The organism is Rhodococcus sp. WS3, from assembly GCF_003797085.1.
Classification (GTDB): Bacteria; Actinomycetota; Actinomycetes; order Mycobacteriales; family Mycobacteriaceae; genus Rhodococcus_F; species Rhodococcus_F globerula.
This window is the reverse complement of sequence record NZ_RKMA01000001.1, coordinates 1814678-1827882: the sequence shown is the minus strand read 5'-3', so window position 1 is coordinate 1827882 and position 13205 is coordinate 1814678. Positions and strand designations below refer to the sequence as shown.

The 13205-nt window shown below is 64.5% G+C and carries 2 protein-coding genes; both read left to right on the top strand.

Features of this window, described 5'->3' with window-relative positions; genetic code table 11:
- Nucleotides 1–36 precede the first annotated feature (36 nt).
- The gene (locus EEB13_RS08240) at nucleotides 37–12156 is read left to right on the top strand and encodes a non-ribosomal peptide synthetase (RefSeq protein WP_315985017.1); all 12120 of its coding nucleotides are present in this window, start codon (nucleotides 37–39) and stop codon (nucleotides 12154–12156) included.
- Entirely contained in the window at nucleotides 12153–13205 is a 1053-nt protein-coding gene (locus EEB13_RS08235) for an ABC transporter substrate-binding protein (RefSeq protein WP_141485021.1), read from the top strand. Before EEB13_RS08240 ends, EEB13_RS08235 begins: the two co-directional genes overlap by 4 nt.

Sequence of the window (13205 nt, the reverse complement as noted above, 5' to 3'; positions counted from 1 at the left end):
GGCTAACCAGCAGTTGTCCACGCTGGTGAGCCAACAGTGGATCTTGAAGTCTTGGAGAAAAATACAGTGCAGTCGGAATTCCCGGTGACAGCGGCCCAACGCAGCATCTATTTCGGGCACCAGTTGGACTCGGTGGGTCACCTCTACAACACCGGTATCTACACCGAGACACTTGGTGAGGTCGATATCGATCGAGTGGTCGAGGCCTGTCGCTCTGTGCTGGATCAAGCCGAGACACTGCATGTGAACTTCGACGTGGATGCTCGCGGCGCTCTGGTGCAGATTGCGCGCGAGAGCCGCGACTGGGACTTGCCAGTCATCGACTTCCGCGCCGAGGCCGACCCGCGAGAGGCATCACTGCGGTGGATGCGCGAGCGGATGGAATCGCCGGTGGACCTGGCGACCGACCTGCTGTTCACCTTTGCCGTGCACCTCATCGACGGTGACACGATGCGGCTGTACCAGCAGTACCACCACATCATCAACGACGGCTACGGTATCGCGCTGGTTCTGAACAAGATCATGCGTGCATACGTCGAGGGCGCCGCACCGGATTTGAGCGCGGAATGGGCTCTGGCCAGGTTCGTCGAGACCGATGTCGAGTACACCTCCGGCACCACGATCGACGACGATCGCGACTACTGGATTGCCGAGTTGGGCGATCTTCCGACGTCGCCCCGGTTGATCACCGTCGACCATCCGCCGGCGCCCGGCGTCACGAGTGTGACTCTCACGCTCGACCTCGAACGCCGTCAGCGACTCGAGGAGTACGGGAAAGCGAACGGACTGCGCTTGTCCTGGTTGGTGATTGCGCTGCTCGGCGGTTATGTCGCGCGAGCGACCGGCACCACCGACGTAGTGCTGAGCCTGCCAACCACGGCCCGCGGAACGCGTGAATTGCGGGCCGTGCCCGGCATGGTGGCCAGCGTGCTTCCGATGCGTATCGACGTCGGAGAGCAGGCCCGACTCGCGGATATCGCAACGAGCGCCGAGCAGAAGATGTGGAAACTGCTCAAGCACGGCCGTTACCGGGGCGAGGCGATCGGCCGCGAGTTGGCTGCCAGGAACCCGGATTGGCGGCCGCCGGGCATCGGCATCAACATCATGCCCAACTCGACCTCCCGTTTCACCATCGGTCGAGAGTCCAACGTGGAGATGCTTGCGTCCGGGCCGGTCGGTGAACTCGAGTTCATCGTGTTGCTGCACAAGTCGGGCCAACCGATCGAGATCGGGCTTCGCAGTCACCCGGACAATGCGCAGCGCTGCAACGAGATTGCCGACAGTCTCGGAGATTTCATCGACTCGTTCCTCGAGGCAGTCGACGAGTCCGTGTGGTCGTACGACGTCGACGGGCTGGACGTCGCGGCTGCGGATCGTCCTCACGACGAGGACGGCGCAGGACCACTGACGTTGCTGCCGAGCCTCGCTGCCCGCCGTGACAACGGACAGCCTGTTGCCGGCACCCTGCGTGAGCACCGTATTAACGCTCCTGCGAATCTGACCCGGGAGCAGTTGGTCGACACGGTCGAGGCGATTGCCACTCATCACCACGGGTTGCGAGCGACTCTTACTGCGCCCGTGCCGGTGTTGTGGATGCTTGCGATAGCCGAACCCGATGCGGTGAAGGCGGATTCGCTGATTGGTGATGATGTTGTTCCGGACCCCGCAACCGGTCGAGGGCTGTGTGTTTCCTGCTCGGCCGAGGGCGAGCTGATCCTCACTGCCGCAGCAGGTTTGATCGACGACGTGTCCTGGCAGATTGTCACGCAGGACTTTGCCGCCGCGCTCCGGGCAGTGACGAGGGGGCGCAACGTTGTGCTGCCACCCGTGCCCACGTCTTTGAAGGCACATGCCCGACGGTTTGCCGAGGAAGCGACATCGCCGACGCGTCTGGCCGAGTTGGTCACCTGGACGTCGGTTCTGGCGCCGGGTGCAAATCTTCTGGTGGCAACCGACACCGCGGGTGCAGCGGCAGGCCGGACGGAGCTGCTGACGCCCGCTGAATATGCCATTGCAACTACGCGAGTGCCGGGCCTCGTCAAGGGTGAACCGGCTGATGTATGGGCTGCGGCCACAGCGCTCGCAGTCTCCCGTTGGACGAAGCGCGTCGCCGGTGCCGGTGAACTCACCGTCGACGTGTGGCGCGACGGCCGTCAACCGTGGGGACCCGGCGACGATGTCGACCTGAGCCGTACCGTCGGGCCGCTGGGTTACACGTCTCCGATTCGGTTGGTGTTGACCGACGATGCGCACAGCGCTCTAAGGTCGGCCAAGGAACGAGCAAGGGCGGCAGGAGGTTCCGGTTGGCCGCTGCTGCGCTACGCCAACGTTCAGGCCGGACCTGCGTTGGCAGCCTTGCCGAAGCCTCAGGTACTGGTGCGGACGGGCGGTGACCGTATCGGTCGGTACGCGCTCGACATCGCTGTGCATGCCGACCGATCCGGTGGCGCGAGTGTGGAGTTCGTTTCCGACTTCGGAATCGACGACGCGGAATTGGCAACCCTGGCGGGCTTGTGGCGAGATGCGCTGCGCGAGTTGGTGGCGCTGGCGGAAGGTGGTGCGACGTCCGGGCTCACCCCGTCCGATCTGCGTCACATCGCACTCACCCAGAGCGAGATCGAACTCGTCGAATCCGTCAGCGACGTGGTGATCGAGGACATCTGGCCGCTATCGCCGTTGCAGCGGGGATTGTTCTTCCAGTCGGTGTTCGATTCCGGCCAGGACATCTACACGGCACAGTTCTCACTGGACTTCGGCCATCGCATCGACGTGGCCAGGATGCGCGGCGCTGCAGCCTCGCTTCTGGACGAGAACCCCACGGTCCGAGCTGGATTCACCAACGACGGTCTGGGAGACCCGGTCCAGTTCATCGGAACCGGACTCGAAGTTCCTTTTGTCGAAGCCGACCTGTCGATGCTCTCTCCCGCCGAGCAGAAGACCGGTGCCGAGGAGTTGGCAGCCGCCGACCGCGCACGTCCGTTCGACCTCACCGCACCACCGTTGTGGCGCATGCTGCTCATCCACCTGGGCGACGGCATCGACCGTCTGGTGATCAACCGTGAGTTCATCCTGTGGGACGGCTGGTCGGGCGCACTGTTTGTCGACCAATTGCTGGCCCGTTACGCCGGTGATGCCGTACCAGCCGCCGGCGCTCAGTTCACCGACTATCTGACGTGGCTCGACTCCCGCGACCCAGGCGTTGCAGCGCAGGCGTGGCGACGGAACTTCGAGGGTTTCGAGAATCCGACGCTGATCGCAGCCGGCGCCAAGGGCGGCGCCCCGGTGGTGCCGACCCGTATCGAGTCCTACGTGGACGCGGAACTGACTGCGGCACTGCGTGAGCAGGCCAGGCGCAGCGGAGTCACGCTGAACGCGTTGATGAATGCGGTCATGGGACTACTGCTGTCTGCGGAATCGGGCCGCACCGACGTGGTATTCGGTTCGACGGTGGCGGGTAGGCCGACCGAGATTGCCGGCCTCGAGAGTGTGCTCGGCATGTTCCTCAACACGGTGCCCGTGCGAGTGACGTTGGTTCCAGGGGAAACCGTGTCGCAGCTGCTGCGGCGGATGCAGGACGAGTACGTCGAGCGGATGGAATGCGAGTACCTCGGGCTCGGCGAAATTCAGCGTGCCACCGGCCATACCGAACTGTTCGACACCTTGTTCGTGTTGCAGAACTTCAAGAACGCGACCGAGATGGCGGCGCAGTCGGCACGGCACGACATCGTTGCCGAGGACAGCCTCGACCATACGCATTACCCGCTGGCCGTGGTGGTCTCGCCCGGTGAGCAACTGCATGTCAAGATCGACTACCGTCACGACATCGTGGATGCCACCCGCGCTCAGGCCTTGCACGAGCGGTTCATTTCACTGCTGGAAACTGTTGCACACGACGGTGATCGGTTGGTCGCGGCCGTTCCTGCGCTTACCCCGACCGAATTGGGGCGTGCCGCGTTGTCCTGGGACGCGCCGCTACTCGCTGTCGAAGACGTCACGATCGCCGAGATGCTCATCGAGCGGGCCGCAACCATTCCGGACGAGGTTGCACTGGTATTCGGTGACGAGCGGGTCACCTATCAGGAACTGGCCGGCCGAGTCGAAGCGCTTGCCCGCCAACTGATCATTCGCTGCGGCGGTCCGGAATCGGTAGTAGCGCTTGGCCTCCCGCGCACCGTCGACATGGTGGTTGCACTGTTTGCGGTGCTCCGCGCCGGTGCGGCGTACCTGCCGCTCGAACTCGACCAGCCGGACGACCGCCTCGCGACGGTGATCGAGGATGCTGATCCGGTTCTGTTCGTGACCAATGCAGCTGCGGCGGCGCGATTGAGCCTCCCCGCTGATCGGTCGATTCTCCTTGGTGGAAGCAATGATTGGGATACCAGCCCGCTGACTGCGGCGGAGCTCGGTGCGTTTGCGCCGGGTCGCGTCGGGCGTCTCGATCACCCCGCCTACGTCATCTACACCTCCGGTTCGACCGGTAAGCCCAAGGGCGTTCTCACCCCGTACCGCGGCCTGACCAACATGCAGCGCAACCATCAGGAAAAGATCTTCGAGCCGGTTGTGGCTGCCGAGGGTGGGCGTCGACTTCGGGTGGCGCACACCGTCTCCTTCGCCTTCGACATGTCGTGGGAAGAACTGCTCTGGCTCGTTGAGGGCCACGAGGTGCACATCTGCGACGAGGACCTGCGCCGCGACGCGAATGCCCTGGTCGACTACTGCGACCGGCAGCAGATCGACGTCGTCAACGTGACACCAACCTACGCAACGGCATTGCTCGCCGAGGGCCTGCTCGACCGCGAACCGATTGACGGCAACCGCACCGGGCATCGTCCGCCGCTGGTGCTGCTCGGCGGCGAAGCGGTCCCGGACTCGGTCTGGAACCGCTTGCGCGATAGCGAGGGAACGCTCGGGTACAACCTGTACGGGCCGACCGAGTACACGATCAACACCCTCGGCGCCGGCACTGACGACAGCGTCACACCCACCGTCGGAACTCCGATTCGTGCGACCAGGGGCTACATCCTCGACGCGTGGCTTCGTCCCGTCGTCGACGGAGTTGCCGGCGAGTTGTACATCGCCGGTGTCGGATTGGCGCGCGGCTACCTGGGGCGCACCGATCTCACCGCCGACCGCTTTGTTGCCGATCCGTTCGGCGGCGACCGCATGTACCGGACCGGCGACTTCGTCCGGTTGCGGCGCGACGGAAACCTCGACTACCTCGGTCGCATCGACGACCAGGTCAAGATTCGTGGTTACCGCGTCGAACTGCACGAGATCGAATCGGCCGTCGAATCACATCCTCTGGCCGCATCCGCAGCGGTTGTTGCGGTGGAAGACCCGTTGGTCCTCGGTATGAAACGTCTTGCCGGATACATGGTTGTGACGGATGATTCGGGCCCGGACATCGCCGCCACGGTACTCGCGTACCTGCGAGCAAAGCTGCCCGACTACATGGTGCCAAGCACTCTGCAGATCATCGACGCAATCCCCATGACGGTGAACGGCAAACTCGACGCCAAGGCGCTCCCGATGCCGGAGATTCGCAGCGGGGCGTCGTCGCGGCCGCCGAAGAACGCAACAGAGCAGGCGCTGTGCGACGTCTTCGCAGACCTGTTGGAACTCGATTCGGTCGGTGCCGAGGACGACTTCTTCGAACTTGGTGGGCATTCGATGATCGCGATGCGGGTGGTCTCGCGGGTGCGTGCGGAGTTCGACGTGCAGTTGACGATTCGGGATCTGTTCGAGGCTCGCACGCCGGCGCTGATTGCCGAACTGCTGCCGAGCGCGGCAAGTGCACAACCGTCGATTGTCGTGGGCAACCGGCCCGAGTTCGTGCCGCTGTCTGCAGCGCAGGAACGACTCTGGATGCTCGCGCAGCTTCAGGACGACAGCCTCAGTTACCACTACGCGCACGTGGCCCGGTTGGACGGCGCGCTGGACGAGGCCGCGTTGGCAGCGGCTCTGCAGGACGTGGTGGGGCGACACGAAAGTTTGCGCACCGTCATCGGAATCGTCGACGGAAATCCGTTCCAGCAGATCGTGGATGTCTCGGATGCGACCCGTCTCGAGATTGTCGGCGCCGATGCGGAGACGGCGCAGGGCTTGGTGATCGAGCGGCTGACGGCCAACTTCGATCTCCGCACCGACGTACCGCTGCGTGTCACGCTGGTCCGGATCAGGCCCACCGAATACATCATTGTGTTGGTGCTCCATCACATCGCGACCGACGAATGGTCGGACGCGCCGTTGCTCGGTGACCTCACCCGCGCCTACCTGTCCCGGACACAGGGGCAGGCTCCGGAGTGGGAGCCGCTGCCGGTGCAGTACGCGGATTACTCACTGTGGCAACACGATCTACTGTCGGGCGATCTGTCGGATCGCCAGCTCGGATTCTGGCGTGAGAGCCTTGCCGGACTGCCGGACGAGATAGTCCTGCCGACCAACCGTCTGCGCCCCGCTCAGCCCACTGGCACTGCAGGTAACGTCCAGATCACCCTGGGCTCTGAAGTCGTGCAGAAACTACGCGGCATTGCCGATGACCACCGCGGCACGATGTTCATGGTCCTGCACGCGGCTACAGCAGCGGTGCTCTCGCGACTGGGCGGTGGCAACGATATTGCGGTTGGTAGCCCGGTATCCGGTCGCTCGGACAGCGCGCTCGACAACCTGGTCGGGTTCTTTGTCAACACCGTTGTGCTGCGCACCGACCTGTCGGGAGATCCGACGTTCGGTGAGCTGGTGGACCGCACCCGCGACGCCGACCTCAGCGCGATGGACCACCAGGACATCCCGTTCCAGCGGGTGGTCGAGGAGTTGGCACCGCCACGCGTCGAAGGCCGTAATCCGCTGTTCCAGGTGATGGTGAGCTATCTCCAACGCGCCGGAGTCCTTCCGGACTTCCTCGGTGTGCCCACTCGTTGGGAGCAATTGACCAACGTGCGTGCGAAGTTCGATCTCAACGTCACCTTTGTCGACGCGCCGGATACCGGTGAAGTGACCGTCATCGCCGAGTACGCCGAAGACCTTTTCGATCGGGAGCGGGTGGCGATGATCCTGGCCGTCCTGTCGCGATTTGTCGATCAGGTTGCGGCCGCGCCGTCCTCGCGGGTCGGGGCTGTCGAATTGGTGGACGCCGGTGAGCGGGCGCACCGACTCGCGGTGGGCGTCGGACCACGCGCCGCGGTCGAATCCGTGACGATCGGTGACCTTCTCTCGCGGCAGGCGGCGCTGTCGCCGACAGCCACGGCTCTGTCGGCCTTCGACGATCAGATCGACTACGCCCAGCTCGAGGCACGCTCGAACCGCTTGGCCCGCCTACTGATCGAAGATGGTGCCGGTCCCGGCGACGTGGTGGCCGTTGCGGTACCGCGTTCGGCAGATCTGATCGTGGCAATCCACGCGGTTGTGAAATCCGGTGCGGCGTACCTGCCGATCGACACGGGATTGCCGCCGTCGCGTATCGAGTACATGCTCGATGACGCTCGGCCGGTGCGTGTGCTCGCAACCAGCGCGGTATCCATTCCAGGCGGTGTTGCCCGGACCGATGTCGACGCACCGGTAGTGCAGGCCCGGTTGCAGGCGCTCGGTGGTGACGCGGTGACCGAGCGTCGTAGCACCCTGACTGCGGCTCACCCGGTGTATCTCATCTACACCTCCGGTTCCACCGGAAACCCCAAGGGCGTGTTGGTGTCCCACCAGTCCGTGGTCAACCGTTTGGCCTGGGTGCAGGCGGAATCACCCGTGGTGCCAACGGACCGCGTCGTCCTCAAGACACCGACCACCTTCGACGTGTCTGTCTGGGAGTTGTTCTGGCCCAGTGTGAACGGTGCAACCACCGTGATCGCGGGACCGGATACTCACCGGGATCCGGCGGCGCTGGTGCAGTTACTGCGCGAGAACGACGTGACCATCGCGCACTTCGTTCCGGCCATGCTCGAAGAGGCACTCACCGAGCAGATATCCACAGTGACATCGTTGCGTCGCGTCGTGTGCAGCGGTGAGGCACTGCAGAATCGGACCGTCGCACGATTTGCTGCTGCGCTACCGGGCGTGCGACTCGACAATCTGTACGGGCCGACAGAGGCCGCCGTCGAGGTCACTCTGGCAGCAGACCTTGCTCGTGATTTGGAAGTCGACCCCGCCGGGTCCTCCTCGATCGGTGGCCCGGGATCGAACGTGGAACTCTACGTTCTGGATTCGAGCCTGCAGCCGACTCCTGCCGGTGTGGCAGGCGAGCTGTACATCGGCGGAGTGCAGGTGGCGTACGGCTACCTGGGCCGGTCCGCGCTCACCGCGGATCGTTTTGTGGCCGATCCGTACGGCGATGCTGGTTCACGGCTGTACCGGACCGGTGACTTGGTTCGTTGGACCGAGAACGGAACCATCGAATTCCTCGGCCGCTTGGACGATCAGGTCAAGATCCGCGGTTTGCGCATCGAACTCGGTGAGGTCGAGACGATCCTCGAGGAACATCCCGACGTGACTCGGGCGGTCGCCGCGGTGCATCGAAACCCCGAGGGCGAAGCCGTACTGGTCGGCTACGTCATGACGGCGGTCGGCGTCGTGGTTGACGCGACGACGTTGCGTAACGCTCTGAGCGGTACGGTCCCCGATTACCTGCTCCCGGCAATCGTGATCACGGTCGACGAATTTCCGGTCAGCTTCAACGGAAAGCTGGATCGAAAGGCGCTGCCGCGGCCCAGTTTCGAGAGCGCTGTCTCCTCGCGGAAACCGCGGACGGACTTCGAACGCCAGGTGTGCGAGGTGTTCGCGTCGGCGCTCGGGCTGGAAACGGTGGGAATCGACGACGATTTCTTCTCGCTCGGCGGCCACTCGTTGACGGCCATTCGTCTGGTCAATGCATTGCGCAGTGAACTGGGTGTCGAGCTTGCCGTCCGTAGCGTGTTCGAGGCACCAACGGTCGCGCAGTTGGCCGTGCTGGCTGCCGACGCCGGAAGCAGCACTTCGTCGACGCTCGGACGTCGGGAGCGCCCGGAACGTGTGCCGGTCTCGTTTGCCCAGCGGCGGATGTGGATCCTCGACCAGTTGGGCGTGGACGGCGGCGCGTACAACGTGCCGATCTCGTGGCGGGTGCCGGCATCGGTGGATGTTGCCGCGCTGGCGGCGGCAGTCCAGGACGTCGTTCTTCGACACGAAGCGCTCCGCACGGTGTTTCACTCTGCGCACGGCGAGCCGTACCAGGTGGTTGTGCCGGAGAATGCCGTTGACGTGCAGGTGCACCGGCACGCGGTGTCGGCCGACGACGTCACCGAAGAAGTTGCGCACGCCTCGCGGTACAGCTTCGACCTCGAACGTGAGATTCCCGTGCGAGTGTCGGTGTTCGAGTTCGACAACGCGGGGGAGCCACACACCGTCGTTCTCTTGCTGATCCATCACATCGCGACGGACGAATGGTCGACCCGCGCGTTGCTGGGTGACCTGATGTCGGCCTACGCGTTGCGCCAGCTCGGCCAGAGCCCGGACTGGGCGCCGTTACCGATTCAGTACGCCGACTACACACTGTGGCAGCGGGAGATTCTCGGAGATCGCGAAGATCCGGAGAGTCTTGCCGCAGCACAGGAGATCTACTGGCGCAAGAACCTTGCGGGCTTGCCGGAAGAATTGTCACTGCCCTTCGACCGGACGCGGCCTGCCCGGACGAGCTACACCGGCGGCGCTGTGTACCTGGCCTGGGAACCTGAAGTGGTTGTGGGACTGCGAGCGTTGGCCCGTGAGCACAACGTGAGCATGTTCATGCTGGCGCAGGCAGCAGTGGCCGTACTTCTGCACAAGTCCGGTGCGGGCGTGGATATTCCGCTGGGAACCCCGGTTTCCGGACGCGGGGATGCACAACTCGAGGATCTGGTCGGGTTCTTCCTCAACACGGTGGTGCTGCGCACCGACCTGTCGGGCAATCCGACGCTCGCAGAACTGTTGAATCGAATCCGCGACAGCGATCTCGGTGCTTTCGAGCATCAGGACTTGCCGTTCGAGCAGGTAGTCGACTCGGTGCTGGGCGGCGGCGAACGGTCTCGATCGATGCATCCGCTGTTCCAGACCATGATCGTGTACTTGACGGAGCCCAACCCGGCCGAAAGCCTGGGCGCGGCAATGACGCCGGAGCCGATCGAGGTGGCGACAGCCAAGTTCGACCTGTCGTTCGACTTTGTCGAGTACGCGGGTACCGACGCCGTGGTCGGCATGATCGAGTACAGCTCGGAACTCTTCGACCGCAGCACAGTCCAGCGGTTGGCTGACGGGCTGGCGCAGGTGCTGAAGGAGTTCACGGCGCTGTCCGCCGAGCGCAGGTTGTCCGAGATCGTAGCTGTTCCGGCTGCGGATCAGGAACTGATCGAGGCTGCGTGGGGTGTCAATCCGATTGTGGTGCCGACTCTTACGGCGGCGGATCTGTTCGACACGGCGGTGGCTCGCTACACCGACGAGACCGCATTGCTGGCCGCCGACGTGTCCTGGACCTTCGGAGAACTCGGTGCGCGGGTCAACCGGTTGGCGCGCGTGCTGATCGGACATGGCGTCGGCCCCGAGACTGTGGTGGCGCTGATGCTGCCGCGCTCGGCGGAGAGCGTCGTAGCGATCCTTGCGGTACTCACTGCCGGTGGCGCCTATGTCGCGTGTGATCCTGACGCTCCGGCAGGGCGGGTGGACGCGATCTTCGAAACCGTCTCGCCGGCAGTGACTCTGACGGTGGGAGCCTTTGTCGACCGGATTCCTGCCTCGCTGGTGCTGGCGATGGACAGCCTGGAGTTCGATGAGCTGCCCTCAACGCCGGTCACCAACGCGGATCGACTCGCACCACTGCAAGAGGATCATCCGGCATACATCGTGTTCACCTCCGGATCGACCGGTGTACCGAAAGCCGTTGTCGCGCCGCATCGTGGCCTGGTGACGCTGTTCCACAGTCATCGCGCGGACCTGTATGTCCCGACGCAGGAACGGGCGCAGCGAGATCGACTGCGAGTAGGACACGCGTGGTCGTTTGCGTTCGACGCGTCGTGGCAGCCTCAGCTGTGGCTGCTCGACGGCCATGCCCTGTGCGTTGTCGACGAGACGACACAGCGGGATCCGCGTCGCATGGCCCTGCAAGCGCGAGAGCAGGAGTGGGACTTCGTCGAAGTGACGCCGTCGCACCTGGCTCAGCTGATCGACAACGGTCTGCTGGACGGGACCCGCGTGCCCGCATCACTGGGCTTCGGCGGCGAGGCCGTCTCGCAGCCGCTGTGGAATCTGTTGCGCGAGAAAGACGGAGTTGAGGCGTACAACCTGTACGGACCGAGTGAGAGTACCGTCGACGCGCTGGTTGCGCGGGTGTCGGACAGCACGTCGCCCGTCGCGGGTCGGCCCGTCGGCAATACGCGCGCTCATATTCTCGACCAGTGGTTGCGCCCCGTACCGGTCGGAGTCGAAGGCGAGTTGTACCTGTCGGGTGACGGTGTGGTGCGCGGGTACCTCGGTGCACGCGCACGAACCGCGGAACGGTTTGTGGCAGACCCATTTGCCGCCGACGGAACCCGGATGTACCGCACGGGCGACCGCGCCAAGTGGACGGCGTCGGGGCACATCCAGTATCGCGGTCGCACCGACGACCAGGTGAAGGTTCGTGGCTACCGCATCGAACCCGCGGAGATCGAGGCCGCGCTGCTCGCTACCGAAGGAATCGGTGCCGCACTGGTATTGGTCCGCGATGATATCGGTGCCCGGGCGCTCGTTGCGTACGTGGTGGCGGACGGGATCGAACCCGACAGCGCGGGCTTGCGGCGGTCCTTGAGCGCGGTGTTGCCGGACTACATGATCCCGTCTGCATTTGTGGTTCTCGACGAGATACCGACGTTGCCGAACGGCAAGATCGATCGAGCGGCCCTGCCGCGTCCGGAGATCGCGCCCATCGGGGAGTATCGCGAACCGGTGACTGAGATCGAGAAGATCCTGTGCCGGGTGGTGGCGGAGCATGTCGGGCTCGATCAGGTGGGACTCGGCGACGACATTTTTGCGCTCGGCTGTGACAGCATCGGCGTGATGGCTGTGATGAGCAGGCTGCGTGAGGCGGGCTGCGAGGTGGAGGCCGCCCAGGTCTTTGCCGCCGGTTCGTTGGGCGAACTGGCAGAAGTACTAGCCCCAACTACGAAGGAAGCGGTATGAATTCTCGATGGAATCGCAGGATCGGTGCAGCGCTGGCCGCGGCAACCGTTCTGCTCGGTGTTACGGCGTGCGGGTCCGATTCAGGTACCACCGACGCCGACAAGCCCACCTCGGCGAGCGCCGACGCCGGCCAGTACCCGGTGACGGTGTCCGGCAAGTTCGGTGAGGCGACCATCGAGTCCGCCCCGACCCGCGCGATGCCGCTTTCCCCTCAGGACGCAGACATTCTGCTCTCGCTCGGCGTCACGCCGATCGCGATTCCGGTGGATGCACAGAACCGTGCCGCGACCGGCGGCTCCGGAGTGTGGCCGTGGCAGGTAGAGGCATTCGGCGGAAAGACACCCGAAACCCTCGACATGGAAACGGGTGCCGGATCGATCACCGAGCGGCTGGCTGTGCTCGAGCCCGACATCATTGTCTCCACCGGTTTCTGGGGACTCGACCAGGCTGCGTACGACCAGCTGAGCAAGCAGTTCCCGGTGGTCCACTTCGACACCAAGGCCAACGGCGAGCCGTGGCAGGACTCGACTCGTAAAGTTGCTGCCGCACTCGGTATCCCGGCCAAGGCTGAAGAGGTGATCGCGGCTGCCGAAGCGGATCTGGCCAAGGCACGCGCAGATAACCCGACGATCGCGGGCAAGAGGTACAACGCGATCATCGGCGACACCGGCGGCCAGTTGTCGGTGCTGGCCTCCGACGAACGCGGTATCGGCCAGTTCCTCACCTCGCTCGGATTGGTCCTGAGCCCGTATGCCACGACGCTGCCCGTCGACGCGGACGGTCGCGGCATCCTGTCCTACGAGAATGTCGGAGACATGAACGCGGACGTGCTGTTTGTCGTCTCACCCACCGGAGACCTGGGTTACCTCACCAAGTTCGAGGGCTGGAACGCGTTGCCTGCCGTGCAGGACGGCGCCGTGGTGTCGCTGGCCCGCAACACCGGTCTACCCAACGCCGTCGGATTCCCGTCAGCGCTCTCGCTCGGCTGGGCTACCGACCAGGTCATGCCGCTCATCTCCGACGCGGTCGCGAAGGGCGCAGCGGGCTAG

Bases quoted from the DNA above. Each gene is read 5' to 3' on its own strand.
- EEB13_RS08235 (WP_141485021.1), top strand. From the start codon at position 12,153: ATGAATTCTCGATGGAATCGCAGGATCGGTGCAGCGCTGGCCGCGGCA.